Raw genomic sequence first — 26,032 nt, 5'->3', positions numbered from 1 at the left:
ACAAAACGTATTAGGGCCTCGATTTAACTCCTTCTGGGTGAATGCTCAGGCTTCCTTCCTTGTCTTTGCCCAGATTGGTTGAGATCATCTGGCCACTATATGGCGGCTAGGATTCTCCAAGCTGTCGCCGATGCTCAGGTTTGCTTAATCTCAGGGAAAGGGTGCTTATGACCGAACAACTCAAGGACGAACACCTGACTTTGGTCAGTGGTCTAGTCACTCCTGAAATCGTAGTGGCTAGCACATCGGTTGAAGCTTTGCTGGCTGCCGAATCGATTCGTGGGAGCGATGGCAGTCTGATTGAAGGGCGTTTGAACATTCCCGAGTACCAGCGCCCGTATCGTTGGCAAATAAAGCATCTTCAACGCTTGCTGAATGATCTCACTGAATATTTTTCCCCTCCTGCAGATGCAACTCTCCCCCAGCATGATTTCTATCTGGGTAGCATTATCGTGCACAAGACTCGTGAGTCCAGGAGGCATAAAGACCAACTGAATATTATCGATGGCCAGCAACGTTTGATCAGCTTGGCGTTGCTCGCCCATCTGCTTGGTGAGCGTACGCTGGCCAACGGTGTTTGGTTAGCTTCACCAGAGTCTCAAATGCGCGCCCAGCAGAATCTGCAGTGGCTTAAGCAGCAGGCCTTGCCAAAGGTAGATTTCTCCAGGGTGAACGTCACCTTGGTGGTGACACCGCACGAGGACGATGCTTACCGTTTTTTTGAAACTCAGAATACCGGTGGTGTCAGACTCAATGGTGCCGCGATTCTGAAAGCACATCATCTACGGATGGTGCCACAGGTTGATCAGGATAACTTTGCGAGGCGGTGGGAAGCGTGGGGTAACTTGAATGGCACGATGGATGCGGTGATGAAGGCGCGCCATTGGCAAGCACTCAGATGGCGTCCGCTATCCAGCCATCGCCAGCCTACTCAGGAGAGAGAGGAAATTGTCACTGAGCTTGCTGAGTGCACGGGGAGGGGAGCAGATGTGGCCTATCGCACCGCCAAAATCAGTCACTTCCTTGAAGACGAAACGCATCAGGCGGTAATGCGAGGGTACGCAATGCGTCAGCCGCTGAACGCCGGTGTGAACGTCATTCAGTACTTCGACTACTTTCAGCAGTTGAGGCGAAATGTGCTACTCCAACGGGATGACGGCAGCCTTCAGTCCTTTCATCAGTTTTACGATGACTTGGTGAAAAAAGCCAACGGTAGCGAGTTTTTGCTCAGGCTTTTTGATTGCGCTGTGTTGTTGTACGTCAGTCAGTTTGGTCGACAGAGACTCATGGAAGCTGGGTATTGGCTATTCCGCGTGGTTTTTGCACCTCGGTTGATAAATGACAAAGCAGTGCGTGAGAGCACCGCGCAGAGTTTCGTCCATAAGAACCCTGTGTTGGACTGGATTGCGAGCAGTTTCACTCACGATGAGTTGGTGGCGACGTTGAAGAGATTCGAATGCCCAATATCCAATCGACTTGACGAAAACAGTGTGAAATTTCGGTTTGTGCGGGCAGTGCAGGAGTACTTTTCAATGCCATTGGCAAAGCCCGGTGAAGCCCTGCCGGACACGTACGACAAGGAGCTCAAGCAAGCTATCGGCCGGATGCTTGTGAAGCATTCCTTGAGCCAGGTAGGTGTCCTATGAGCACTAGCGTCCTTTCCTATGTCCAGGCACCTTCAGTGTTGTGTGACACGGACATTGCTCTGATCATTCCCAGCTATCAGCGTCCGTATGTATGGCCTAGCGAGGATGTGATTGCACTACTGGATCAGATCATTACTGCCCACGACACCAACGCGCCTCACTACTACATTGGCACGGTATTGACCTCTGTTGTGACGTCACGGGCACCAAGTCATGCGCGTACTACTTATGAGGTCATTGACGGCCAGCAACGCATGACAACGTTGATGCTCCTGGCGCTCGCTCTCACTGCAGTTGTACCCGACAACGCTCTTGCGCAATTCGTCGTGCTTGATAAGAAGCCACGGCTCGTGTTCGCCATTCGTGATGAAGTCCAGCGGCTGTTTGGCGCCTGGGCCGGGCTTGAAGAGGAAGAGGGCCCTAGGAGATCGTCACCTGCAGACGAAGACTACCTCAAGCATCTGTCCGCAGCCCGGAAGGCTCTCGCGGATCACCTGGGCTCCTTGTTGAAGCAGAAGGATGAAGAGTATCTGGCGAGTATCGCTGACTACATCTTTTCGAAGGTGAGATGGGTCAATAACATCATGCCTAAGGGCATGGATTTGAACCGTCTTTTTTCCACCATGAACAACAGCGGTGTGCAGCTCGAGCAAAGCGACATTCTCAAGGCGCGTCTGTTGAGCAAAATCGAAAGATTGAAGCTGCGTTACGATGCGATTTGGCAAGCCTGCGAAAATATGGACGATTTTTTTGAGCGCAATCTACGACGGGTTTTCCCTGCCGCTGATTGGAAGCGTCTCAAGAATGAAGATCTAGCTGAGTATTGTGCTGAGACTTTTCCGCTTCAGCCTGTCACGTCCCAAGTTGGACAGGGTGTGAGCATTGCCCAGTTGGCTAAGCAACCAGTGCCAGTCACCCATGAGCCAAAAGAGAAGGTGGAGCGTATCCGGTACTGCCGGCCCATTATCAGTTTCAGCTTGTTGTTGATGCACACCTTCCGTATCTATCAGCAAATGAATGGCGGTGAGGATGTCGAAGTTCGTCTGCATGACAGTCGGCTGAACGAATATTTTGAAGACTTTATCGATAGCGCGGAGGCGAAGCAGGCTAAAGCCTTTATCGAGTGCTTGTGGCAGGTGAGATATCAGTTTGACCGTTGGGTGGTGAAATGGCTGCCGGAACCCGATAGCGATACCTGGTATCTACGTCAGACTAACGTCCAGCTAAAGCAGTCTGAGGAAGGGTACCGGCTTACTCGTACCCCTCTGGAGAGCAGCGATCTGAGCCAGCTCCAAAGTGTGCGAAATTTCACTGGCGAGCGGAGTGCGCAGTACTGGTTGACGCCATTCCTTGGAGAGTTGGTGGCCGGGACAGCCAGAACGCAAGCTCGCGTTGTCGCACTGTTGGAGCGCATTGATAACGAATTGTCACTGGCTGAAGACAGCCAGAAAGATGCCAGCTTCATGCTACTGATGGGCGATCGTCCTGCTCAGCGAGACATTGGTAGTATCCTTGAAGACTTGAACGTACCTCAAGGAACACGTTTTGAGCATTACTGGTTTCAGAAGCTCGAATACATTCTGTGGCGTGAGCGTGGCCGTTTCAATTTCTATGACTCAAAGAAATTGGGTGGCTATCGAGTGACGTCAAAAAATTCTGTAGAACACGTCCACCCAAGAAAGGAGGAGTTTGGCCGCCTCATGGATGCGAAGCATTTGGATAGTTTCGGCAATCTGGTGCTTTTAAGTCCTGGTGAGAACTCTTCCTATAGCAACCAGAGCGTTGGGAAGAAGCGAGAAGACTTCAAAGGCAAAAGTCGATACGACTCGCTCAAGCTCGCCCACATGTTCAATGCCAAGGCTGAACGTGATTGGGATGAGACAGCGATTTCGGGGCATCAAAAAAAGATGCTGGGCTTGATCGCTAGCCATTATGGTCAAGGTCAGGATTGAAGGTCAGAACAACTGAAGCTCTGTGCGCGCCAAGCTGCATTGGAGCTTCGACTCTACGTACAGCTGGATGACTCACCGTTCCTTTCGAAACGGCGTATTGAAGACGGGAGCACCCTGATCGCGCTCCCGGAGGGGCCAGCTAAAATTTCTGCTGACTTTGATTCCATGCCTACCGTATACAAGGTGTGATTAGCTTTCGTCTCTCAGGGAGAAGTTAGCCATGTGCTCCAGGCCCTTCACCAATGCCGAGTGATCCCAATTTTCCCCGCCCAGTGCTACGCAAGTGTTGAAAACTTGCTGAGCATTGGATGTGTTTGGCAGGTTGAGTCCTAGCTCTTTGGCACCTTGTAGTGCCAGGTTCAGGTCTTTCTGATGCAGGCCGATTCGGAACCCAGGATCGAACGTTCCCTTGATCATCCGCTCAGCATGTACCTCAAGGATCTTTGAGGACGCGAAGCCTCCCATCAGCGCTTGTCGCACCATCGCAGGATCTGCACCGTTTTTTGCTGCGAACAGTAGGGCTTCACCCACTGCCTGAATGTTCAGCGCGACAATGATTTGGTTAGCGACTTTCGCAGTCTGGCCGTCACCGTTCCCGCCAACACGCGTAATGTTTTTCCCCATGATTTCGAATAAGGGAAGGGCGCGTTGGAATGTCTCTGGGCTTCCGCCCACCATGATGCTGAGAGTACCTGCCTTGGCTCCCACCTCGCCACCGGATACAGGAGCGTCCAGGTAAGTCGCCTGAGTAGCATTGATCTTCTCAGCGAACACCTTGGTAGCTGACGGAGAGATGGAGCTCATATCGATGACTACTTTGTTAGGCCCGATACCCTCCGCCACGCCGTCTGCACCGAACAGCACTCCTTCTACCTGAGGAGTATCGGGCACCATCACAATGATGAACTCTGCTTCCTGAGCAACCTCTTTTGGGCTGGCCAGCGCAATGGCTCCGCCTGCGAGCAAGTCTGCCGGAGCGGAGCTGTGATGAGTTGAGAGATAGATCTTGTGGCCAGCCTTCTGCAGATTCAGAGCCATTGGACGGCCCATAATGCCTGTGCCGATAAAGCCAATGTTCGCCATGTGGGTTGCCTCTTATCATTTCTGGAGCCACGTCCCTCATTGAGGGCGTGGCTGTATTGAAGGAATCGGAAAGCGCCTAAATGTGGCGATTCTTCAAACTACGTTGTGGGTCTTTAGCCAACTGAGACCGGCATCGGTAGTCGTGAGCGGCTTGTACTCTGCACCGATCCAACCTTGGTAGCCGATACGAGTTAACCAATCGAACAGGAAGTGATAGTTGATCTCACCGGTGCCTGGTTCGTTGCGGCCGGGGTTGTCCGCCAGCTGGATATGGTTGATCAGCTTGAGGTTGCCTTCCATGGTGCGAGCCAAGTCACCTTCCATGATCTGCATGTGGTAAATGTCGTACTGCAGGAACAGGTTGGCGCTGCCGACTTCTGCCTGGATATCGAGGGCCTGTGTGGTAGTGTTCAGATAGAAACCCGGGATGTCTCGTGTGTTGATCATTTCCATTACCAAGCGAATACCAGCCGCCTCGAGCTTGCTGGCGGCGAACTTGAGGTTTTCGACGAAGGTCTTGCGTACGGTGGCTAAGCCCATTCCCTGAGGATGAATGCCAGCCAAGCAATTGACTTGGGTGTTACCCAGAACCTTTGCGTACTCAATGGCCTTGTCGACGCCAGCACGGAATTCTTCCACTCGGTCGGGATGGCATGCGATGCCGCGCTCCCCCTTGGCCCAATCGCCAGCGGGGAGGTTGAACAGCACCTGAGTAAGGCCGTGAGCTTCGAGCTGCTGTTTAATCTCGGTGACAGTGAAGTCATAGGGGAAGAGGTACTCGACTCCTTTGAATCCAGCATCAGATGCGGCTTTAAAACGAGCTAAAAACTCATGTTCGGTGAACAGCATCGAGAGGTTGGCGGCTATACGGAGCATGGGGCTTTCCTTCTGCTGAAAACTTAGTTTTGATTCAATGGCAGAATCGAAGTCGGGGCGTCATCGGCAGTGACCGCAAGCTCTTCGAATTCATTGATCGCATTGATTTCTGTACCCATAGCGATGTTAGTCACGCGCTCAAGAATGATCTCAACTACGACTGGAACGCGGAATTTTTCCGCCATCTGCTGAGCTTCCCGCAGTGCAGGAGCAATCTCCGAAGGCTCGTGTACGCGAATCGCTTTACAACCAAGTCCTTCCACAACGGCCACGTGATCTACGCCATAGCCATCGAGCTCCGGGGCATTGATATTTTCGAATGCCAGCTGAACACAGAAGTCCATCTCGAAACCGCGTTGCGCTTGGCGAATCAGGCCGAGATACGAGTTGTTCACCAATACGTGGACGTACGGCAGGTTGAACTGCGCACCCACCGCCAGTTCTTCGATCATGAACTGGAAGTCGTAGTCGCCTGACAGTGCGACAACCTTGCGAGTCGGGTCGGCCTTGACCACGCCCAGTGCCGCAGGAATCGTCCAGCCCAGAGGGCCGGCTTGGCCGCAGTTGATCCAGTGACGCGGCTTGTAGACGTGCAGGAACTGCGCGCCGGCAATCTGCGACAGACCGATGGTGCTGACGTAGCAAGTGTCCTTGCCGAACACCTGGTTCATCTCTTCGTAAACACGTTGCGGCTTGACCGGTACATTGTCGAAGTGAGTCTTGCGTTGCAGGCTGGCTTTGCGCTGCTGGCAGTCTTGCAGCCAGGCGTTGCGGTTTTTCAGCTTGCCCGCGGCTTGCCATTCGCGAGCAACTTCGATGAACACGGTCAGCGCGGCAGCGGCGTCGGAAACGATGCCCAGATCCGGGGTGAACACGCGGCCGATCTGAGTGCCTTCGATGTCGACGTGAATGAACTTACGGCCTTCGGTGTAGACGTCGACCGAACCGGTGTGACGGTTGGCCCAACGGTTACCGATGCCCAGCACCACGTCGGATTTCAGCATCGTGGCATTGCCATACCGGTGCGAGGTTTGCAGACCGACCATGCCGACCATCAGCGGGTGATCGTCAGGGATGGTGCCCCAGCCCATCAGGGTAGGGATGACCGGGATGCCGGTCAGCTCGGCAAACTCCACGAGCAGGTCGCTAGCATCGGCATTGATGATGCCGCCACCGGCCACCAGCAATGGGCGCTCGGCTTGATCGAGAAGTGCCAGGGCTTTTTCTACTTGAACGCGGGTAGCGGCTGGCTTGGCCACTGGCAGCGGCTGGTAAGCGTCGATATCGAATTCAATTTCCGCCATCTGCACGTCGAACGGCAGGTCGATCAGCACCGGGCCTGGGCGGCCGGAGCGCATTTCATAGAAGGCTTTCTGGAACGCGTAAGGCACCTGGCCCGGTTCCAAAACGGTGGTTGCCCACTTAGTAACCGGTTTGACGATACTGGTGATGTCGACTGCCTGGAAGTCTTCCTTGTGCATACGGGCACGGGGTGCTTGGCCGGTGATGCAGAGAATCGGGATCGAGTCGGCCGAGGCGCTGTAGAGCCCGGTAACCATGTCGGTGCCGGCAGGGCCGGAAGTGCCGATGCACACGCCGATGTTGCCGGCCTTGGTGCGGGTGTAGCCCTCGGCCATGTGCGAGGCACCTTCAACGTGACGCGCGAGGACGTGATCAATGCCGCCGACTTTTTTCAACGCAGAGTACAGCGGGTTAATAGCTGCACCTGGGATGCCAAACGCGGTATCAACCCCTTCACGGCGCATTACCAGAACGGCTGCGTCAATTGCTCTCATCTTCGGCATAGCAATTCCTCCGGAATAACAATATTTTTATACTGAAGTCCAGTGTGGAGCAGCACGTGCAGGCCTTGAAGCCCCATAAATTAGTTTCTGCCGATATAAAAGGTATCGAATGGCGCGTCTAACAGAACTCCAAAGCTTCATTCAGATCGCCCAGAAAGGCAGTTTTGCTGCAGCGTCCCTCAGCGAGGGTGTCACCCCCGCGATGCTGGGAAGGAGGCTGGATTCGCTCGAGAAACGGCTGGGGGTAAAACTCATGCACAGGTCGACTCGAGGCCTGCATCTGACAGAGCTGGGAGAGCAGCTGCTGGAAAGGGCAAAGTATTTGGTGCGGGAGTTCGATGACATGGAGGCGAGCATCAGCAACAGCGCGAAGCTCGTCTCGGGCAACCTGCTAGTCTCTGCGCCTGCTGCATTTGGAAGGCTGCACGTAGCTCCTCATGCGCTGGGTTTCCATGAGAAATTTCCAAATCTAAAACTGTCTTTCAACCTCACGGATAGCCTTGTTGATTTGGTCGGGGAGGGCTACGACCTCAGCATTCGAATTGGCTGGGTAACCGACCCCAACTATGTCGCCGTAAAGCTATTTACCAACCGAAGAGTGGTGTGCGGTACGCCTGAGTATTTTGCTAAACATGGTCGGCCGACAACCTTGGAGGAGCTCTCAAATCACAACTGCCTGGCCTTCACATTACAGGGCGGTCAGCCGCGGGGATGGACGTTCCAAAGGGATGGAAAACAAATTGCTATGCGAGTGAATGGGAACCTGGCATGCAACGATGGTGAGTTACTTTTTTCTTGGATGAGGCAGGGGCTGGGAATTGGCTGGCGTTCAATCTGGGAGATTCGCAGAGAACTGGAGAGTGGCGAGCTTGTTACGGTATTGGATGAGTTCGCCTTGAATGACTACGACATCCAGGCGGTTTACCCTCAGCAGAGATTTCTGCCGGCGAAGGTCAGGCATTTTATAGACTACTTGAAGGGTGTTTATCAGCATCCTGATTACTGGCTGTGATGGCGCAGCTCAGCGTGAAAAGGGGCGGTGATTAGCCGCCCCAGATTGTCACTTCAGCTGGAAGATAGCTTCGATCTCAACGGCCATACCCGATGGTAGGGAAGAGGCACCAGTTGCAATCCGGGCGTGTTGTCCCGAGGCTCCCAGTACTTTTGCTATGAGATCAGAGGCAGCATCGAGTACCTGAGAATGCGCGGTGAAGTCCTTAGCGCAATTGACCACGCCTGCCAACCTCACGGCCGTCACCACTTTGGATGGGTCGTCGCCAGTGGCTTGGGCTAGGTGGCCCAGAATGTTAAGCGCGCAAAGCTGCGCTGCTTCACGACCCTGCTCCACGGTCAGATCTCGACCAACCCGCCCGGAAAACTTGAGCTCACCATTTACGCGTGGCGCCTGCCCAGCAACGAACAGTAAGTCGCCGGCCTTGACCGCTGGGACGTAACTGCCGCGGGGAGCGTTGCAAGGCGGCAATTCCAGATTCAGCTCATTAAGTGCTTCGGTAAAAGTGCGGTAACTCATTTGATCTGCCTCCAGTCGCCTTGATCGCCTTTCCAGTTAATTGAGTGCCCCATCGCACGCATGACGCTACCGCGCAGAGATCTCACCATTCCTTCGTACTCACGCATGGCGATGCCGTCGTGTGCCGGCTCAGGCCCCATGAACATTCCATCGACGCCACCGTGAGCAATGCAAAGTTCGGTGCTTCGCGTTTCAATCTCTGGCTCATGGAAAACAAATGGGTTCTCGAGAAGAGCCGAAAGCGCTGCCACGATACCCGTAGCGCCCCAGTTGGAGATGTTCGAGATCACGAGCCAGTCTGCTGCTGTGACAGCGCCTACACCGCCACGTCCCGGGGTTCCGCAATCCACAGCTTTTGGTGAGAAGGTCGGGAGTTCCTTGGCGATTACGCCCATGCCCAGTTCATTGCCACCGTCTCCAATGCCAAGCGTCATGATTCCGCGAGATTTCGCCTTGTTGAACAAGTAATCAAGGTCACCAACCATGCCATCCAATGGTCGGCCACCGAGGCCGTGGTAAAGGCCGTTCGAGTTACAGCCAGGACGCTCGATCGAAAGCAGCAGGGAAGGTTGCGTAATGTCTAGCAGGTCATCCGCAGCTCGATGGCAGGCGTTTTTCTCCTTCGAAACCGGTTTGATATAGATCGGGCGTAGATACTCAATAGCCTCGGCCTTTCCGGAGGCCGGCAGCAGTCGTGGGGCCAGCCCCGCGCCTCGACATGTGGCCTCCATCATCTCGACCCAATCTTCGTCGATCACAATCACGGTCATTACACCGAGACCCAGAAACAACGCTCGGGCAAGGAGAGCTGCGCCAATGGGGCCATCAGTCTCGGGAACACCGCCACCTTCGGGGAAGCCCGTAGCAATAACGATCGGCTGATTTGGCTTAGAGCGTGCAGCCTCCACCAAGCGTTCTGCAGCACCCATGCAGCAATAACCAGGTTGGTTTTTCTGCAGCGCGGCATACAGGTTCGAAATCAGACCGACGCCTGTGAAGTCGATCTTCATGAATTCATCGATGGTCTGTGACACTCGCTGATAGCGTGCACTTTCAGGCTTTAACATTTCTTCTAATCCCTTTCGCGGTTAGAGAGGACATTGGCATTACTGGGCGGTCAGGATTTCGGCGTAGAGCTCGGGATCGACATTGCCGCCACTCAGGACAATCACAGTCGTCCGATCGCGTGTTTGAATGCGTTGCTCAAGCACTGCTGCCAAGCCAACAGCACCGCCTGGCTCTAGCACCAATTTCAGTCTGTCGTAGGCGACCCGCATTGCTTTGCGAACCTCGTCGTCACTAACAACGAGGCTGCCAGCCAGAAGTCGGTGGTTGATGTCAAACGTCAGCTCACCTGGTGTAACTACCTGCAATGCATCACAGATGGATTTGGCCTCAGGGGCGTTACGCTCGCGCTTTCCGCTCGCAAGAGAACGAGCGAGTTCATCGAAGCCTTGAGGTTCAACCGCATAGACCTGAGTCCGCTCACTCTTCGCGCGAACTGCAGTTGCTAGACCGGCAATAAGGCCCCCACCGCTACAGGCGGCAATGAGGCTGTCGGCTTCGACTCCCATTGCGGAGAGGTCTTCCATGATCTCCAAGCCGACGGTACCTTGCCCAGCGATGACGTAGGGATCATCGTAAGGAGGAACCATCGTTGCTCCGGTACGATTAGCGATTTCTGCACCGATTGCCTCACGGTCGTCTTTCTGACGATCGTAGAGAATGACTTTCGCGCCGTTGGCTCTTGCACCCTTTACCTTGGCTTGAGGGGCGTCTGCCGGCATGATGATGGTGGCGGGTATTCCCAGAATCCGAGCTACTGCAGAAGTTGCAAGCGCGTGATTCCCTGACGAAAAGGCTACGACTCCAGCGCGTTTTTGTTCTGGAGACAGCTGAAGCAGTCGATTGCAAGCACCACGAAACTTAAAGGATGCCGTTCGTTGCAAAACTTCAGGTTTGAAAATCAGACGGCCACCAACAATCTCGTTGAGCTCCTGGTTTTCCATGAGCGGGGTGCGGATTGCGAAGTCCTTGATGCGATGAGCTGCCTCCTGGATGTCTTTGAGTGTAGGAGGGACTGGTCGTGTGCCTTTTTCGATATTGGACATATTGGTTTCCAAGTGTTGATGGCATTTCCGTTAACTCTGCATCGAGTGTATGAACAGGCTAATAATTCTGTAAACTCAGAAATACTAAGTGTTCCTGTTAAGCAAAATTGAACAAGTGCTGGAGGCGGGAAAGTGAACATTAAGCTGTTAGAGACTTTTGTTGAGCTTGCTCATATGCCGCATTTGAGGAAACTGGCGGATCGTTTGCATGCAACCCCTTCAGCTTTGTCTATGCGCGTTAAGAGTCTTGAGGAACAACTTGGTGTAGAACTATTCACTTCTGATCACAAGGTGTTGGTTTTGACGGATGTAGGTCGACGTCTACTTCCTTATGCAGAAGCAGCTATTTCAGCACTGAATGAGTTTAGAGCTGCGGCGTTAGAAGCAAACGAGGTTGGAGGGGTAGTTAGAATCGGACTGATTGAAGCAGCGGTTTATACGTTGCTGCCAGGGCTAGTAAAGCGTATTGAGTCCGAATTCAAAAAAATCTCGGTCAGCTGGGTAGTTGGGCTTACAGTCGATTTGTTGGAGCAGCTCAATAGGGGAGAGATTGATCTAGTGTTCTCCCTGGATCGTCAGCCACAAAATCCCCATGCAATCTCAGAAAAAATGATCTCGCTAGGCACGCACTGGGTGGCGAAGACTGGACTGATTAAAGAGATGAGGGACGAGTCGTCGATATTTTCCTACCAAATCTTGACGCCCATGAGTAACACCGCTCCGCACGATGAAGCCACTCGCACCGTCCAGCGTATGGCATTTAAGTACGGGATCAATCCAACAGAAATTCAGCTTTCCAGCACGCCCTCCATATCCGCCTTGATCGCGCTAATCCGCAATGGCATCGGAATCGGGGTTATCCCAGCATTGTTGGTTGCCGAGGAGCTTGGGCGCGGCGAACTTGAGATCCTGCCAGTCACACCGCCTCCACCCATGGTCGTGTACAGCTGGCACATGAAAAACGCCTCTCCTGCCACGCTTAGGATGGTAGGCCTAGCTTCAGAGGTCGCCGCCAACATGGCTGGAGGCACCTGTGACGAGGATGTGGCGAACATTTATGATCGCTGAGTTAAGAGCGAAAATGGCATGCTCACCTAAGGTTGATAGCTACATTCCTGTTGGCTGATAAAATCTGCTTATCAGTCGAAATCGTTAATGAAAATTGGACGTTATCGTTAGGCAGCGCGACGATGAACCACAGCGCGATGAGCACGCTCAACAGGAGGTTGAATGTTGATTGGATCACAAAATTTTTTACGAATTTGCTGTGGCCAATAACGAGTTGTGTGCACTAAGCCGAGTATCCCAAAATAACAAAAGGCTGTGGCGTATGGCCGCTAGTAATAACTTTTTTACTGTCTATTACGAAGGTTGTTCGCCCACTATTTCGCAGGAGAAAGGAAATGGCTATAAATATCGGGGCTGCTGAGAGCATCAGCGAGCCTGCTACCTCCCAAAAAAAATTATCAGGGAATATGGGTTCGTTAAGCCTGGCGATGACGGTCTTGGCGTTCTCGGCGCCACTGACTACAGTGGCTGGATATATCCCTGTATCTTTAATGTTTGGCGGAGTGGGTAGTCCACTACTTTTCGTTTTTGTTTCGGTGATGATGTTGCTGTTTGGTATTGGCTACGTCACGTTGAATAATGCTGTGAAGAGATCTGGAGATTTTTATTCATTTATTAGTTATGGTCTGGGTAAGTCGGCAGGGCTTGGTGCCGGTTTGACTGCGGCAGTATCATATTTTGTGTTGCTCGCTGGCGTCACTTCCTACTTTGGCGTTTCATGTGCTGAACTTCAGACGAGTCTGACGGGCTCAGCATTCCCTTGGTATGCGTACGCGTTAAGTTGTTGGGCGGTGGTCGGTATTCTTGGCTATTTCCATGTTGAGTTATCAGCCAAGGTGTTGTTGTGGGTGATGTTGGCAGAAATTGTAGTGTGTTTGGGGTTCTCATTTGGTGTGCTGCAGGTAGGCGGTGATACTACACTGGCTGCAATGACTCCATTCTCACCAAGTGAACTTACGAAGGAAGGCGTCAATATTCCATTTTCCATGCTATTTGTTGTTTCGTTCTTCATGGGCTTTGAGGCGACAGCTCTTTATCGTGACGAGCTTAAGGATCCTGATACAACGATCCCTCGTGCAACCTATGGTTCCATCCTGTTCATCGGAGCCATGTATACCATCTGCGTTTATGCATTGATTATGGCCTATGGCCCAAGCGCTCAGGCTGTTGCAACCGACTCCCCGGCCACGATGTTTTCAAATGCCTTTGGTAGATTCATCGACCCTCGGCTTCAGATGATCATCACTGTCCTTGTTCTCTCATCGGCTTTCGCTTCTGCTCTGTCGACTCACAACGTTCTGGCTCGATATCTCTTCAACCTGGGGACGGATGGTGCGCTGCCTAAACCGCTAAGCCGCATCCACGTTAAGCACGGATCGCCGTTCGCTTCTTCAATGGCAGTCTCCACTATGGTGCTCCTGGTACTGTTTCCATTCATCGTGATTGGAGCAAAGCCCGAGCTGCTCTATGGCCAACTTTCTGGTGTGGGAACGTCGGGTGTCATCATTTTGATGACAGTGGTCAACCTGTCCTCCCTGACTTGGTACCTGCGTAAAGGTCGGTACGAAGGTATCAGTTTCGCAAAAGCGTTTTTGGCACCAGCAATCTCTTCGGTATTTTTCATCGGTCTAGTGGGTCTAGTTGCCTATCACTTCGAACTGTTGGTAGGAGGGGAGCCTGGGGAGCGCACCTGGTTGTTGTATTGCTTGGTTGGTGTTCTATTTGCGGGGATGGCGCTTGCTCAATACTTCAAGCGCAATCGGCCAGCAGTTTATGAAAGATTGGGTCGTAGTCACCCTTGATAGTAGTAAAAACGGAGCCTCAGCAGCCTGTGTGAAAACTTAGCGAGCTGCGCGGTGCCCTAAGAAAATGCTCCGTATCGAAAGATGCGGAGCATTTTTCGTTATGGCTTGCATGCAAGTGAGTCGGCCGGTTTGTTTGGCCATTTGGTGACTAATACGGCGAGCCCTACGGCTAGTGATGAGCATTCCGCCGAAGGCCCATTACTACGTCATGACAGGCCCATTCGAAGAGTCGTCAAGCGGGCGCGATGCTTGTTGCTGCACAATTCAAAGCTCCTAGAATACAAAAGCATCAGTTTCCCTTGAGAGTTTGCTGTCAGCCAACCACTCGTTGATGACAGCGTACTTGATGAAAATCGAGCTCAAGACGCAGTGGACACCGAACACCTTTTGAGGTCGGGTTGCAATGGCTGCGCCCCGCTCATGAAGGTGAATACCTGCCCGGATTCAATTTGCCAAATGGCTAAAGGACTGCTGGGGGGACATTGGCAGTCGGGTTCGCTGGCCGATCCACACGGATGGCTGGAAGGTAATAACGGTCGGATAAACGCCATCAAGCTTATGGCGTACTGTTACCGGTATAGCGACTTCTTTTTCATGCGGATCAAGAGCGTCTTTATCGGCAGCTCGTGATGAGCCTTTATACCCGCCAGTAAGCAGCTGCCACCTTTTGTGCAAGCTGGGCAACGATCCGGTTCAGGGGCATGTCGGCGCGTTCGGTGAAACTCGCTGTGAAGGACATCACAGGCATCTCGTAGGGGGTCTCAATAACGTGCAGCTTTCCGCTAGCAATTTCTTCAAGCACAACATGTTCAGGGATCGCAGCGATGCCTATGCCATCAACGGCCATACGGACGATCGAAGAAAGAGAGGAGTTCGAGAATAGCCTCGCTTTATGGACTCCTTCGCGTGCAAACATCTCTTTGAGCTGCCAATAGGGGCGAGTATTCCTCGCAAACGTGATGATCGGATATGCGGCCAACTCGAGCAGACTTGGAGGGTCGCTGGTAATTTCTAGATCAGGAGATTTTATCCAGCTTATCGGATAGCTGCAGAGTGGGAGGTTTTCCGCATTGCCGGCATTAACCGGCCCCATGAGCAGTGCAATATCCAGTGTGCAATCTGTCAGTCCAGCAGTCATGTTGGCGGTACTGTCTACCACAACATCTAATGTGATTTCTGGGTACTCTTGATTAAGTAGCTTTAGAAGGTCAGATAGCCAAGTGTGGACGATCGTATCTGATGCGCCCAGGCTCACGGTGCCACTTAAGCCCTTCCTCCCAGCGACCGCTTCTACCATCTCTGTCTCAAGAGCAAGCATGCGTTCCGCATAGTTGAGTAGCTCACGCCCTTGCGTCGTCAGGTAGCAACCGCGTTTATCTCGTTCAAATAGGCGCCCCTTCAGCTGCTGTTCCAGCTGTGCAATACGAGCTGAGACGGCTGGCTGTGAGGTGTGCAATTTCTCTGCTGCCTTGTGGAAACCGCCAAGCAGTGCGACTGCATGGAAGGTTTGTAGGCTTCTTAGATCAATCATGGCTGGCCTCTTGTTTGCTGAGTCGCCTGGTCTGCTCGCGCGCCTATCGGCTGGCCTGCAGGTGCCGGGGTAGACACGTTACAGCAAAATGACAGGGGAGTGTCTACCTATGCGGAGCTTCTAGCACGCTTTGCCCTTGAGGGGCGTGTGATAGGTGCACGTTATCTGAGGCAATCCATAATCGCAATTGGACGTTATCAGTCATCCGAGCGACGATTGATATCAACAGGCAGGTGGCCGGAAGCTTGCTCGTATCAATCCTCATGCGTCTGATTGAGGAGCGTTTCAAGGACATTTCCGGCAGCTGCCAAACTAGAAGAAATATAAGTAACCAAGTATTCAAATGAGGAGAAGTGGAATGTTCTCGCTGCATTTGCCCCACGAGCGACTGCTCGAAGCATACAGAACTATGCAAACCATCCGTTGTTTCGAAGAGCGTATTGCGACTGAGATGGGTACGGGGGATATCCCTGGCAGTACTCATCTCTATGCTGGCCAGGAGGCAAGCGCTGTAGGTGTCTGCATGCATCTTTCGGATGAGGATTATATCTCCTCTACTCACCGTGGTCATGGTCACTGTATTGCCAAAGGATGTGATATCAACGCGATGATGGCCGAGTTATTTGGCCGTGTGACCGGTACTTGTGGTGGTAAGGGCGGTTCTCAGCATATTGCCGATCTGCGCAAGGGAATGTTGGGTGCTAACGGTATTGTTGCTGGCGGTGCGCCAATTACCTGCGGAGCGGCACTCAGCGCGAAACTGAGGAAGACCGACCGCGTAGCTATCGCTTTTGCTGGTGACGGGGCCATGAACGAAGGCGCGATGGCCGAAAGTCTCAACCTGGCTAAGATCTGGATGCTTCCCATCATTTTCGTTATTGAAGACAACGGATTTGGTGAGGCTACAGCGAACGAGTTCGTCTCGGCCGGTAGCTTCGTGCGCCGTGCTGAGGGGTACGACATTCCATCTGCAGAGGTTGATGGAACAGACGTGTTCAAGGTCTATACCGCCGCCGGTGAAGCCATCGAGCGAGCACGTGCAGGTGGCGGGCCGTCGCTACTTCATGTCCATGTTCCTCGATACTACGGCCACTACAGTGGAGATCCGGATACTTACCGCACTCCTGAAGAAAAGAAAATCATGCGTCAGGAACAAGATTGCTTAATCAAGTTCCGCAACAAAGTTTCTGTTGAGGATCTTGTTAAAGGTTCTGCGCTTGAGGCAATTGATGCTGAGGTAATCGCTGCTGTCGATGAGGCTGTGAAATTCGCTCGTAACTCCGAATTCCCACCGGCATCTGCACTCACCACTGACGTCTACGTGAAGTATCAGTAAGGAGCGCTTCAATGGCTAAAATTTCTTTCCGTCAGGCGTTGAACGATGCTCTCCGCCTGGAAATGGCTCGCGACCCGCGTGTGATCATGATGGGTGAAGACCTGACTGGTGGTGCTGGTGGCAATGGTGTCAAGGATGCCTGGGGTGGCGCCTTCGGCGTGACGCGTGGTCTGCTTGGTGAGTTCGGCCCCGAACGAATTCGCGATACCCCGATCAGTGAAACTGCTTTCATCGGCGCTGCGGCAGGCGCCGCTCTGACAGGTATGCGCCCCGTCGCGGAACTGATGTTTGTGGACTTCGCTGGCGTTTGTCTAGACCAAATCGTCAACCAGATCGCGAAGTTCCGATATATGTTCGGCGGTCGCGCCCGAACTCCGTTGGTGATCCGTGCTACCTACGGCGCTGGTACTCGCTCTGCAGCACAGCATACCCAGGCGTTCTACCCGATTTTCACGCACTTCCCAGGGCTGAAAGTTGTTATACCGTCGAACCCTTACGACGCTAAAGGCTTGTTGCTTCAGGCTATGCGTGATGATGACCCTGTCATTTTCCTGGAGAACAAGATGCTGTACGACACCATGGGTGAAGTACCCGACGGTTCGTACACTGTGCCGTTCGGTGAAGCCAAGGTCGTACGCGATGGTAAGGATGTGATGATCGTTGCCATCGGTCGAATGGTTAAAATTGCTGAAGAAGCTGCTCGGAAACTTCAGTCGGATGGCATTTCTGCGTGTGTGATTGATCCTCGTACCACTTCGCCTCTCGATGAAGACACGCTGATCGAGTTCGCAGAGGAGATCGGTCGAGTCGTCATTGTTGACGAAGCCACTCCCCGCTGTGGTATGGCAGCTGACATTTCCGCAATGCTCGCTGATAAATGCTTCGACTCGCTTCGTGCGCCTATCAAAATGGTTACTGCGCCACATACGCCAGTTCCCTACGCACCCAATCTTGAAGACCTTTATGTGCCGAATGCGGACGCGGTCATCAAGGCGGTCAAGTCGATCATTGAGAGGTAAGAGGTATGTCGATTGAAGCTGTAACGATCCCCAAATGGGGGATGACTATGACCGAGGGGATCGTTAGCGATTGGCTGGTTGCCGAAGGTGACGAGGTCTCGCGTGGCCAGGAAATCATCGAAGTTGAATCTACCAAGACTACCAATGCGGTTGAGTCGGCGGCGAGTGGCATTCTACGCCGTATCGTCGTAGAGGCCGGTGAGACTGCACCGGTTGGAGCTCTGGTTGGCGTAATCGCGGATGCGTCCGCGAGCGATGAGGACATTGATGCATTTATTGCTTCTTTCGCTGGTGCGAGTGGCGCAGAAGAGGAAGAGGATTCAAATGCAGCATCGATCAAAACGGTCGATGTGGGTAATGGGGCAGTGGTTAATGTCCTCACGCTAGGGGCTGAGTCGGATAGCAATGTGGTATTGCTGCACGGTTTTGGTGGGGATGTCTCGACCTGGCTCTTTAACCAGGACGCCTTCGCCCAAAAGCATCGAGTTGTCGCGGTAGACCTACCAGGTCATGGCGCCTCTTCGCCGACTCAGGGGAGCGATGTATTCCCAAGCCTGGTGGCCTCGATTGAGCGGGCACTTGAGATTTCCGCTCCTGGCAAGTTGCATTTGGTAGCTCATTCATTTGGCGGCGCTGTAGCTGCAGCAATCGCTGCGCATCAGCCTGAACGGGTTGCCTCGATAACACTGATCGCTCCTGTTGGCCTCGGCAAGGTCATCAATAAGGAGTTCTTGGATGACTTCATCACTGCAGAGCGTCGTAAGCCGTTGAAGGATGTGTTGGAGCGTCTGCTGGCCGATCCTTCGAAAATAAGCAACGACATGATTGAGGGCACCCTCCGCTTCAAGCGGCTTGAGGGTGTGCCGGAAGCGCTTGCAGCGATCAGGGATACAATTGTTGACGGCGACGGGCAGCGACATTCGATTACGGAAACTCTCGCGAACTTCGCTGGCCCAGTTGCATTGATTTGGGGTGGTAAAGACAAGATCGTTCCACTGCCAGATGGTTCGCAAATTCCTTCCAATGCGAAGTTTAGCGTAATTGAAGATGCTGGTCATATGCCACAAATGGAGGCTTCTTCAGAAGTTAACTCCATTGTTTTGGATAATATCAGTAAGTCTCTTTAGTTATATGTGGTCATCAGCATGTAACTTGCATGCTGATGAATACCAGAAGATTTTGAAGTTTGCGAGGTTGTTATGGCCAATCGCTTGACGGGTAAACTCGTTCTTTTAACGGGTGGCGTAGCTAATATCGGGTTATCTATCTTGGAGGCTTTTGTTGAAGAAGGCGCCAAGGTGGCGGTGATCGATATTGACGCTGAGCGCGGTGCGCAGGTGGAAAAGCGCTTCCATGGAGTAGTTAAGTTTTTTCGCGCAGATCTGAGCAACGAGTCCCAAATTCGTGATGTGGTCAATGAAGTGTCTGGATGGATGGGTGGGATAAATACTCTCTGTCTGAATGCGGGAATTCAACTTTCTGGGCGCCTTGAAGAGTTCACAACTGAGGCGTGGGATAAAGTCTACTCCATTAACGTTAGAGCCAACTTTATCTTTATTCGGGAGGCACTAAAATACCTTCGGGAAGCTAAGAAGTCCTCCGTTGTTTTGATGTCTTCGCTTGCCGGCAAACGAGGAGCACCTGGACTTTCTTGCTATTCCTCATCCAAATCCGCAGTGATCGGACTCACCAATACGTTAGCCATTGAGCTTGCAAAGGATGGCGTGCGTGTTAACGCCGTATGCCCGGGGTGGATCAACACACCTTTCAATGATCCGGTCATTGACTTTATTGGTGGTAAGGAGAAGCAGGAGTCACTGGTCAAATCCTCGATTCCGCTAGGGCGCGAAGCTACGCCTGATGAAGTTGCGCCGCTTTTTGTATACCTGGCATCGGACGAGTCTTCTTACGTGACCGCACAAGCAATTAACGTTTGCGGTGGCGTTTACAACTGACACTGGAGCTTTGAAATGACTGCACTGATTACTCATGAAGTGGCCATGGCCGCTCTTCAAGCAGGGGTTCAGAAAGCTAAAGAGTTGGATCAACGGTCATCGCTTTCAATCGTTGATGTTGGTGGTCATCTGATTGGCTTCGTTCGTGTAGACGATGCTGCGTTCGGGACGATTGAGATCGCCAATAACAAGGCGTATACCGCGGCCGCTTTGCGACAGCCATCCGGCACTTGGATGTCGCTCTCTCAGCCAGGGCAAGAACTGTACGGTATTGAGCGCTCATGTGCGCGGCCATTTGTGGTTTTTGGTGGCGGTCTTCCAGTGACAGTAGATGGCAATGTAGTAGGCGGCGTTGGCGTTTCAGGTGGGCCAGAAGAAGCTGATGTGGCCATTGCGACTGCCATGGTTGCCGTACTTCAAACGAAGTAAGCACTTCATAATATAACGGTAGGAATCCCATCATGGATCCGATCAAAGAAATGCAAGCGAAATCTGCTGCCGAAGTAAGGCAGATGATTCGCAATGGAAGCTTGCGTGTACCGACCAGCGGATTTGCTGACGGTTTCATGCAGGCTAACCTTATGATTCTGCCGAAGCGATTTGCTGATGATTTCAAAATCTTCTGCGACCTGAATCCAAAAAGTTGCCCGCTCGTTGCTATGGGAAAACCAGGTGACCCAGGTCTACCACTAGCTGGACAAATTGATATACGAACTGATGTAGCTCGTTATCGAATCTATCGGAATGGTGTCCACACCGAAACTGTAGATAGCTTGCTTGATGTCTGGCGCGACGATTTTGTAACGTTTGCTTTGGGATGCTCATTCTCATTTGAGAACGCTATTCTGAACGCGGGTATTGAAATTCAGCACATTACTGCTAATCGCAATGTTCCCATGTATGTCACTAATCTGCCAACCAAGGAGTTTGGCCCATTCAAGGGCTCCATGGTCGTATCGATGAGGGCGTTCCGGCCAAAGGATGCAATTGACGCGATTGTGTTGTCCAATCAGTTTCCACTTGCTCATGGTGCTCCTGTTCATATCGGTGACCCTGCTCAGATCGGCATCGAAAACATAGACAAGCCTAACTTTGGCGACGAACCTGTCTACCGAGATGGGGACATCTTTGGATTCTGGGCATGTGGAGTCACACCTCAAATGGCGATTAAGCAAGCAGGAGTTGATATCGCGATTACTCATGAGCCAGGTTACATGCTTGTGACGGATCTTCCTGCGGATGTGCCTAATCTTTCTGTTGCTTAATCAGTAATTTTTTAAAGCGGTGATATATGTCAGAGCATAATGCTGAGGTTGTATGGGTCACCGCGGAGCATCGCGATAAGGCGGATACCTACAGTCGCGACTTAGAGGTGCATATCGGTGATGAGATCACCATTCCTGCTTCTGCCGCCGCGGACTATATGGGGTCGCCTGAGAAAGCAGATCCAGAGCAGTTGTTGGTGAGTGCACTTGCTAGCTGCCATATGCTTTATTTTTTGGCGATTTGTGAAGGGCAAGGTTACACAGTTAGTCGCTATAGCGACTCTGCGAAAGGTTTCGTTACCAAACGTGGGGAAGGTGGATTTTGGATCTCTCAAATAGTATTACGCCCGAGAGTGGAATTTTCATCAACCAAACAGCCAGATCACCAAACGCTTCAGCGACTGCATCATCGCGCTCATAAAGGCTGCTTTATTGCAAACTCAATTAAAACTGAAGTCGCTATTGAGATTGCTTGATTTACAAACGTCAACGAGAAGGTGAAGTAAATGAAAAATAAACTGTTTGTTGTTGCGGTGACTCATGCTCAGCCAGGTAAGGAAGCAGAGCTCCAGAAGGCCTTGTTGGAGCTGGTTAGTTACGCAAAGACTGAGCCTGGCTTCGTTAAGTACGATTTGCATGTCTCGGAAGAGAACTCAGGAGAATTTTTGTTCTACGAAATTTGGGACGATGAAAAGTCGCTTGAGCTGCATGGCAGCACTGACAACATGAAGGCATTCGGTGAGAAATACGGTCATCTCGTGAAGTCTACGACCATGGCGAAGTACAAGCTTTTGTAAGTAGCTCAGAAAGTTCGTCAACGTGATCAACAATGAGTGTGTTGGGTTATGGTAAGTATCGACCTCAATAGCGACCTCGGTGAAAGCTTCGGCGCATGGAAAATGGGTGACGACGCTTCGATGTTGGACATCGTCACCAGCGCCAATATTGCGTGTGGCTTCCATGCGGGAGACCCCGCGGGGATCTTCGCGGTGTTGAAAGAGGCAGTTGCTCGAGGTGTGGCGATTGGCGCTCACGTTGGCTATCGAGATCTGGTGGGGTTTGGTCGAAGGTCAATGGAACCTTCAAGCGCAGAGTTGATTGGTGATGTCATCTATCAGATCGGTGCGCTTCAAGGGTTAGCTGTGGCTGCAGGTACTCGCATCAGCTATGTAAAACCGCATGGTGCTTTGTATAACACCATTGCCAAGGATCACAGGCAGGGCGCTGATGTCATTGCGGCGATCAAGGCGGTCGACCCTCAGTTAACCCTTCTCGCGCTGGCTGGAGCCCCTATTGTAAAGCAGGCACGCGAGGAGGGGCTCCATGTCGTTTGTGAGGCATTTGCAGATAGGGCTTACAACCCTGATGGTTCATTGGTTAATCGACGCCGTGCAGGAGCCGTGCTGCACGATCCAACACTCATTGCACAGCGAATGCTCCGCTGGGTTCGTGAGGGTTTGATTGAAGCTATCGACGGGAGTCTCGTGCCAGTAGAAGCAAGCTCAATCTGTGTTCATGGCGATAACCCGGCAGCGGTCGAAACTGCTCGAGTCCTGAAGGATATTTTTGTTTCCAACAGCGTTCAGCTCCGCAGCTTCACTCAGTGCAAAGAGGTGGCGAACAATGGCTAAGACACTTCAGTTCCTGCCTGCGGGAAGTAATCGATTCATCATTGATTTGGATGATCTCGATACTACGATCCAATTGTTCGAGGCTCTTGCGAGCGCCCTTATTCCAGGGATCGTCGAGATTGTACCTGGCGCTCGTACGTTGTTAGTGACTTACGACCCGCTGGTCGCATTACCACGGGATCTTTACGAGGCCATTTCTACCGTCACTCTGAAAGACTTGGTTGAGCGGTCTGGTGCGCTAGTCGAAATCCCTGTGCGATATGACGGAGAGGATCTCTCATACGTTGCCGAATACTTGGGATGGACGGTAGACAAAGTTATTCAGCGGCACTCCGAGGCCACCTTCACTGTGGCGTTCACAGGCTTCGCTCCTGGTTTCGCCTACATGACTTGTGACGATCCGGCGTTTGAAGTCCCTCGCCGCGATAGTCCACGTACACGAATTCCAGCAGGATCTGTCGCACTGGCGGGTCGGTTCTGTGGCATCTACCCCTCGGATACTCCTGGTGGATGGCAACTGCTCGGTACTACCAACGTCCCAATGTGGGATGTAAACCGCGAGCGAGCCGCTCTGTTCAGTCCTGGGGATCGTGTTAGGTTCAGAGCAATAACGGAGGCTGAGGGTTCCCCCGTACTGTCGAATGAAACATGCGACGTGGCAAAAAACACGGACAGGTTGGGACTCAAGGTTCTGGCTTCCGATCGCCCAGCGCTTTTTCAAGATCTTGGACGGCCAGGCAATGCCCACCAGGGTGTGTCCCAGTCAGGTGCTGCAGACCAAGAGGCGTTGCGAGATGCCAATAGCTTGGTAGGCAACCCTCCTGCTACAGCTGCGATTGAGGTTACATACGGAGGTTTCTCACTTCGGACTGATGTGCCAATTACGCTTGCTATTGCAGGTGCACCAGCCCCAATTACGATCCTTACTGTAGATGGACGCAGTCTACTGATATCCAATGAAATGCCTTTCGCGTTGGATGCAGGTGAATCCCTTAACTTGGGAGCACCTCCTACTGGTGTGCGCACCTATCTCGCATTGCGCGGTGGCTATGAAGTCCCCGAGGTCTTGGGTTCATCGTCTACGGACACGCTGGCAAAGATTGGCCCGGCGCCGATCAAAACCGGTGATGTGATAGTTCCCCGTCACGGTTCATGCTCTGCTGTTAATGCTCATCCCCTCGCCACTCCATTACTCCCAAAGGGCTCAGATACGGTTGTACTGGATGTGATTTTGGGGCCGCGGACGGATTGGTTCACACCGGAAGCGATTCGTACATTTGTCGAGCAGTCATGGACAGTTACGCCCGAATCCAGCCGGGTAGGTGTTCGGCTTCATGGGTTGACTGGGCTCGAACGCGATAACGTAGAAGAGCTGCCATCTGAGGGGACATCTCGAGGCTCGATTCAGGTACCACGCAATGGTCAACCCGTACTGTTCTTGGCAGATCACCCGATCACTGGTGGATATCCAGTAATTGCGGTCGTCGCTAATCATCATTTGTCCCTGGCAGCACAGCTTCCAATCGGTGTGCGAGTCCGTTTCAACCTGATTGCCAATTTCGATCCGCAGGTTAAGGAATTTGATCGATGAAGAAGCTACTCATTGCTAATCGTGGCGAGATCGCCATTCGAGTCATCCGAGCCGCACGTGATTACGGAGTCAAATCTGTTGCGATTTACTCCGACGTTGATGCCGAGTCGCTCCATGTGGAGCTTGCAGATGAGGCATATGGCCTTGGCCCCGGGCGTCCCGCAGACACATATCTCAATATTCAGAAAATTGTAGATATCGCCATCAAGGCCGGCGCTGATGCTATCCACCCTGGATACGGATTCCTTTCCGAACGAGCAGAGTTTGCTCAGGCAGTTATAGATGCCGGCATCGCTTGGGTAGGGCCATCGCCTGACGTTATCAATGCTTTGGGGGATAAGGTTGAAGCTCGCCGGATTGCTCAAGCTGTTGGTGCTCCGTTGGTTAAGGGCACACCAGGCCCACTGGCCAACGCTCGCGAGGCGGTAGAGTTCGCCAAAGAAGTTGGACTCCCGCTTGCGATCAAAGCCGCTTTTGGTGGCGGTGGTCGCGGGATGAAGGTCGCGCGAAACCTCGAAGAGGTAGGCCAACTCTTTGACTCAGCTGTGCGAGAAGCCACTGAGGCTTTTGGTCGAGGTGAGTGTTATGCCGAGCAGTTCCTAGATCAGCCGAGGCATATTGAGGCCCAGGTGCTCGCCGATACCCACGGCAATACGGTTGTTTTGGGAACTCGAGACTGTTCTCTACAACGGCGCAATCAAAAGCTAGTCGAAGAGGCACCTGCCCCGTTTATCACTTCAGAGCAACGCCAGTCGATTCATGATTCCGCACGAGCTATTTGTGCTCATGCGGGATATGTCGGAGCTGGCACCGTAGAGTTTCTACTCTCGCAGAACGGGACAATCTCCTTCCTGGAAGTCAATACACGGCTCCAAGTAGAACATCCTGTGACTGAGGTCACTACTGGGGTGGATATTGTTGTAGAGCAGTTGCGAATAGCAGATGGGCTTGCGCTCTCATTCACTCAAACACCCATTGTCCGTGGGCATGCTTTCGAGTTCCGAATCAATGCTGAAGATCCAGGTCGTGGCTTCCTACCTACGCCAGGTCGCATAGAGAAATTCCGTGCACCCTCCGGCCCCGGTGTTCGACTCGACACTGGTGTGGAATCAGGGTCAATGATTCCAGGTCTCTACGACTCCTTGATGGCTAAGCTGATCGTTTCAGGTGATACGCGTGAGGAGGCAATCAATCGGGCACGCCGTGCACTGGCGGAGTTTGAGATTGCCGGTGTCGCCTCGGTATTGCCGTTCCACCGTGCGGTGATTGATGAGCCAGCGTTCAATGGCACCGAAAAATTCGGCGTTTATACAACGTGGATCGAAACCGAGTTCAAGGGTGTCACACCTGCAAGTCGGGTGGAGCCAGCGGAAAGTAACCTTATTCGCTGTTTCATCGAGATCGACGGTAAGCGGCATGAGCTTGGTCTACCTCCCGGATTGTTTGCGGGTAATTCGCCTCAACAGTCTGTCCAAGGTTCGCAAGAGGTGGGTGACTCTGCCTCAATAGAGGCGCCTATTCCCGGAACACTGCAGCAATGGCTGGTGGAGGAGGGGGCAATCGTGCAGGCGGGTGACGCAGTTGCATTGGTTGAAGCAATGAAAATGGAGACCAAAGTAGTTGCTCGACTCAGCGGAACAATCAAATTGTCCGCAAGTGTGGGCGCACTGGTATCGCTAGGGCAGGAAATCGCAAAGATTACCCCGCTTGATGCCTGAGCTCAGTTTCAGAGGGGCGTGTTTCATTGATGCGTCCCTACGCTGGAGAACCAGTATTTGGGCTTCCTGAATTCTGGAGTTGTTTAATCTGAAGCAGGGCTACGACGCA

The 26,032-nt window shown here is 52.6% G+C and carries 23 protein-coding genes; 16 read left to right on the top strand and 7 right to left on the bottom strand.

The window, feature by feature from the left end:
- Positions 1–167: 167 nt before the first annotated feature.
- Positions 168–1,646, top strand: a complete 1,479-nt coding sequence (locus KGA81_RS07450; protein WP_223545229.1) for a DUF262 domain-containing protein — start codon at positions 168–170, stop codon at positions 1,644–1,646.
- Entirely contained in the window at positions 1,643–3,598 is a 1,956-nt protein-coding gene (locus KGA81_RS07445) for a DUF262 domain-containing protein (RefSeq protein ID WP_223545228.1), read from the top strand. Before KGA81_RS07450 ends, KGA81_RS07445 begins: the two co-directional genes overlap by 4 nt.
- 189 nt (positions 3,599–3,787) lie before the next feature.
- On the opposite strand, the gene KGA81_RS07440 is transcribed toward KGA81_RS07445, so the two are convergent.
- The 3 genes from KGA81_RS07440 to gcl form a co-directional block, all read right to left on the bottom strand.
- Entirely contained in the window at positions 3,788–4,681 is an 894-nt protein-coding gene (locus KGA81_RS07440; RefSeq protein ID WP_223545227.1) for a 2-hydroxy-3-oxopropionate reductase, read from the bottom strand.
- 93 nt (positions 4,682–4,774) lie between these two features.
- Complete coding sequence (gene hyi / locus KGA81_RS07435) at positions 4,775–5,557, bottom strand: hydroxypyruvate isomerase (protein ID WP_223507655.1); 783 nt, start codon at positions 5,555–5,557, stop codon at positions 4,775–4,777.
- Positions 5,558–5,580: 23 nt separating this feature from the next.
- Positions 5,581–7,362, bottom strand: a complete 1,782-nt coding sequence (gene gcl, locus KGA81_RS07430; protein WP_223507656.1) for a glyoxylate carboligase — start codon at positions 7,360–7,362, stop codon at positions 5,581–5,583.
- Positions 7,363–7,471: 109 nt separating this feature from the next.
- Between gcl and KGA81_RS07425 the strand changes: the two genes are divergently transcribed.
- Positions 7,472–8,374: a LysR family transcriptional regulator gene (locus tag KGA81_RS07425; RefSeq protein WP_223545226.1), complete on the top strand. Its 903-nt coding sequence runs from the start codon at positions 7,472–7,474 to the stop codon at positions 8,372–8,374.
- A 48-nt stretch (positions 8,375–8,422) separates the two neighbouring features.
- Here the strand turns inward: KGA81_RS07425 and KGA81_RS07420 are convergent, their stop codons facing one another.
- The 3 genes from KGA81_RS07420 to KGA81_RS07410 are packed head-to-tail and all read right to left on the bottom strand — an operon-like array spanning position 8,423 to position 11,004.
- Positions 8,423–8,893 (bottom strand): RidA family protein, encoded by a 471-nt coding sequence (locus KGA81_RS07420; protein ID WP_223545225.1) that lies wholly within the window; start codon positions 8,891–8,893, stop codon positions 8,423–8,425.
- Positions 8,890–9,960, bottom strand: coding sequence for a glutamate cyclase domain-containing protein (locus tag KGA81_RS07415; protein ID WP_223507659.1), 1,071 nt, complete (start codon positions 9,958–9,960; stop codon positions 8,890–8,892). Before KGA81_RS07415 ends, KGA81_RS07420 begins: the two co-directional genes overlap by 4 nt.
- Positions 9,961–9,999: 39 nt before the next feature.
- Positions 10,000–11,004, bottom strand: a complete 1,005-nt coding sequence (locus KGA81_RS07410) for a threonine/serine dehydratase (RefSeq protein ID WP_223545224.1) — start codon at positions 11,002–11,004, stop codon at positions 10,000–10,002.
- A gap of 132 nt (positions 11,005–11,136) precedes the next feature.
- Here KGA81_RS07410 and KGA81_RS07405 point away from each other — a divergent pair, with 132 nt between their 5' ends.
- Together KGA81_RS07405 and KGA81_RS07400 are read left to right on the top strand one after the other, a co-directional pair.
- Positions 11,137–12,072 (top strand): LysR family transcriptional regulator, encoded by a 936-nt coding sequence (locus KGA81_RS07405; protein WP_223507661.1) that lies wholly within the window; start codon positions 11,137–11,139, stop codon positions 12,070–12,072.
- 335 nt (positions 12,073–12,407) lie between these two features.
- On the top strand, positions 12,408–13,874 hold the full coding sequence (locus KGA81_RS07400) for an APC family permease (RefSeq protein WP_223507662.1): 1,467 nt from the start codon (positions 12,408–12,410) through the stop codon (positions 13,872–13,874).
- Positions 13,875–14,514: 640 nt separating this feature from the next.
- On the opposite strand, the gene KGA81_RS07395 is transcribed toward KGA81_RS07400, so the two are convergent.
- Positions 14,515–15,408, bottom strand: a complete 894-nt coding sequence (locus KGA81_RS07395) for a LysR family transcriptional regulator (protein WP_223507663.1) — start codon at positions 15,406–15,408, stop codon at positions 14,515–14,517.
- 358 nt (positions 15,409–15,766) lie between these two features.
- On the opposite strand from KGA81_RS07395, the gene KGA81_RS07390 reads away from it, so the two are divergent.
- The 11 genes from KGA81_RS07390 to KGA81_RS07340 all read left to right on the top strand — a co-directional run bounded on the left by KGA81_RS07390 (position 15,767) and on the right by KGA81_RS07340 (position 25,923).
- Positions 15,767–16,744: a thiamine pyrophosphate-dependent dehydrogenase E1 component subunit alpha gene (locus tag KGA81_RS07390; RefSeq protein ID WP_223507664.1), complete on the top strand. Its 978-nt coding sequence runs from the start codon at positions 15,767–15,769 to the stop codon at positions 16,742–16,744.
- An 11-nt stretch (positions 16,745–16,755) separates the two neighbouring features.
- On the top strand, positions 16,756–17,763 hold the full coding sequence (locus tag KGA81_RS07385; RefSeq protein WP_223507665.1) for an alpha-ketoacid dehydrogenase subunit beta: 1,008 nt from the start codon (positions 16,756–16,758) through the stop codon (positions 17,761–17,763).
- Positions 17,764–17,768: 5 nt separating this feature from the next.
- Positions 17,769–18,890, top strand: coding sequence for an acetoin dehydrogenase dihydrolipoyllysine-residue acetyltransferase subunit (locus tag KGA81_RS07380; protein WP_223507666.1), 1,122 nt, complete (start codon positions 17,769–17,771; stop codon positions 18,888–18,890).
- A gap of 72 nt (positions 18,891–18,962) precedes the next feature.
- The gene (locus tag KGA81_RS07375; RefSeq protein ID WP_223507667.1) at positions 18,963–19,718 is read left to right on the top strand and encodes an SDR family NAD(P)-dependent oxidoreductase; all 756 of its coding nucleotides are present in this window, start codon (positions 18,963–18,965) and stop codon (positions 19,716–19,718) included.
- Positions 19,719–19,733: 15 nt separating this feature from the next.
- Positions 19,734–20,147 (top strand): GlcG/HbpS family heme-binding protein, encoded by a 414-nt coding sequence (locus KGA81_RS07370; RefSeq protein ID WP_223507668.1) that lies wholly within the window; start codon positions 19,734–19,736, stop codon positions 20,145–20,147.
- Positions 20,148–20,179: 32 nt separating this feature from the next.
- Positions 20,180–20,983, top strand: coding sequence for a putative hydro-lyase (locus KGA81_RS07365; RefSeq protein ID WP_223507669.1), 804 nt, complete (start codon positions 20,180–20,182; stop codon positions 20,981–20,983).
- A gap of 26 nt (positions 20,984–21,009) precedes the next feature.
- On the top strand, positions 21,010–21,459 hold the full coding sequence (locus KGA81_RS07360; RefSeq protein WP_223507670.1) for an OsmC family protein: 450 nt from the start codon (positions 21,010–21,012) through the stop codon (positions 21,457–21,459).
- Positions 21,460–21,489: 30 nt separating this feature from the next.
- The gene (locus tag KGA81_RS07355) at positions 21,490–21,780 is read left to right on the top strand and encodes a putative quinol monooxygenase (protein WP_223507671.1); all 291 of its coding nucleotides are present in this window, start codon (positions 21,490–21,492) and stop codon (positions 21,778–21,780) included.
- 48 nt (positions 21,781–21,828) lie between these two features.
- Positions 21,829–22,614 (top strand): LamB/YcsF family protein, encoded by a 786-nt coding sequence (locus KGA81_RS07350; protein ID WP_223507672.1) that lies wholly within the window; start codon positions 21,829–21,831, stop codon positions 22,612–22,614.
- Positions 22,607–24,205, top strand: coding sequence for an urea amidolyase family protein (locus KGA81_RS07345; protein WP_223507673.1), 1,599 nt, complete (start codon positions 22,607–22,609; stop codon positions 24,203–24,205). Before KGA81_RS07350 ends, KGA81_RS07345 begins: the two co-directional genes overlap by 8 nt.
- Entirely contained in the window at positions 24,202–25,923 is a 1,722-nt protein-coding gene (locus tag KGA81_RS07340) for an acetyl/propionyl/methylcrotonyl-CoA carboxylase subunit alpha (protein ID WP_223545223.1), read from the top strand. The genes KGA81_RS07345 and KGA81_RS07340 overlap by 4 nt, the downstream gene beginning before the upstream one ends.
- Positions 25,924–26,032: the final 109 nt, after the last annotated feature.

Source organism: Pseudomonas sp. A-B-19 (genome assembly GCF_019947515.1).
GTDB lineage: Bacteria > Pseudomonadota > Gammaproteobacteria > Pseudomonadales > Pseudomonadaceae > Aquipseudomonas.
This window is presented reverse-complemented; position numbering and strand designations above follow the sequence as displayed.

What these genes read in the sequence shown, in the direction of transcription:
- KGA81_RS07450 (WP_223545229.1), top strand. Translation starts at nt 168, where the DNA reads ATGACCGAACAACTCAAGGACGAACACCTGACTTTGGTCAGTGGTCTA.
- KGA81_RS07445 (WP_223545228.1), top strand. Translation starts at nt 1,643, where the DNA reads ATGAGCACTAGCGTCCTTTCCTATGTCCAGGCACCTTCAGTGTTGTGT.
- KGA81_RS07440 (WP_223545227.1), bottom strand. Translation starts at nt 4,681, where the DNA reads ATGGCGAACATTGGCTTTATCGGCACAGGCATTATGGGCCGTCCAATG.
- hyi (WP_223507655.1), bottom strand. Translation starts at nt 5,557, where the DNA reads ATGCTCCGTATAGCCGCCAACCTCTCGATGCTGTTCACCGAACATGAG.
- gcl (WP_223507656.1), bottom strand. Translation starts at nt 7,362, where the DNA reads ATGCCGAAGATGAGAGCAATTGACGCAGCCGTTCTGGTAATGCGCCGT.
- KGA81_RS07425 (WP_223545226.1), top strand. Translation starts at nt 7,472, where the DNA reads ATGGCGCGTCTAACAGAACTCCAAAGCTTCATTCAGATCGCCCAGAAA.
- KGA81_RS07420 (WP_223545225.1), bottom strand. Translation starts at nt 8,893, where the DNA reads ATGAGTTACCGCACTTTTACCGAAGCACTTAATGAGCTGAATCTGGAA.
- KGA81_RS07415 (WP_223507659.1), bottom strand. Translation starts at nt 9,960, where the DNA reads ATGTTAAAGCCTGAAAGTGCACGCTATCAGCGAGTGTCACAGACCATC.
- KGA81_RS07410 (WP_223545224.1), bottom strand. Translation starts at nt 11,004, where the DNA reads ATGTCCAATATCGAAAAAGGCACACGACCAGTCCCTCCTACACTCAAA.
- KGA81_RS07400 (WP_223507662.1), top strand. Translation starts at nt 12,408, where the DNA reads ATGGCTATAAATATCGGGGCTGCTGAGAGCATCAGCGAGCCTGCTACC.
- KGA81_RS07395 (WP_223507663.1), bottom strand. Translation starts at nt 15,408, where the DNA reads ATGATTGATCTAAGAAGCCTACAAACCTTCCATGCAGTCGCACTGCTT.
- KGA81_RS07390 (WP_223507664.1), top strand. Translation starts at nt 15,767, where the DNA reads ATGTTCTCGCTGCATTTGCCCCACGAGCGACTGCTCGAAGCATACAGA.
- KGA81_RS07385 (WP_223507665.1), top strand. Translation starts at nt 16,756, where the DNA reads ATGGCTAAAATTTCTTTCCGTCAGGCGTTGAACGATGCTCTCCGCCTG.
- KGA81_RS07380 (WP_223507666.1), top strand. Translation starts at nt 17,769, where the DNA reads ATGTCGATTGAAGCTGTAACGATCCCCAAATGGGGGATGACTATGACC.
- KGA81_RS07375 (WP_223507667.1), top strand. Translation starts at nt 18,963, where the DNA reads ATGGCCAATCGCTTGACGGGTAAACTCGTTCTTTTAACGGGTGGCGTA.
- KGA81_RS07370 (WP_223507668.1), top strand. Translation starts at nt 19,734, where the DNA reads ATGACTGCACTGATTACTCATGAAGTGGCCATGGCCGCTCTTCAAGCA.
- KGA81_RS07365 (WP_223507669.1), top strand. Translation starts at nt 20,180, where the DNA reads ATGGATCCGATCAAAGAAATGCAAGCGAAATCTGCTGCCGAAGTAAGG.
- KGA81_RS07360 (WP_223507670.1), top strand. Translation starts at nt 21,010, where the DNA reads ATGTCAGAGCATAATGCTGAGGTTGTATGGGTCACCGCGGAGCATCGC.
- KGA81_RS07355 (WP_223507671.1), top strand. Translation starts at nt 21,490, where the DNA reads ATGAAAAATAAACTGTTTGTTGTTGCGGTGACTCATGCTCAGCCAGGT.
- KGA81_RS07350 (WP_223507672.1), top strand. Translation starts at nt 21,829, where the DNA reads ATGGTAAGTATCGACCTCAATAGCGACCTCGGTGAAAGCTTCGGCGCA.
- KGA81_RS07345 (WP_223507673.1), top strand. Translation starts at nt 22,607, where the DNA reads ATGGCTAAGACACTTCAGTTCCTGCCTGCGGGAAGTAATCGATTCATC.
- KGA81_RS07340 (WP_223545223.1), top strand. Translation starts at nt 24,202, where the DNA reads ATGAAGAAGCTACTCATTGCTAATCGTGGCGAGATCGCCATTCGAGTC.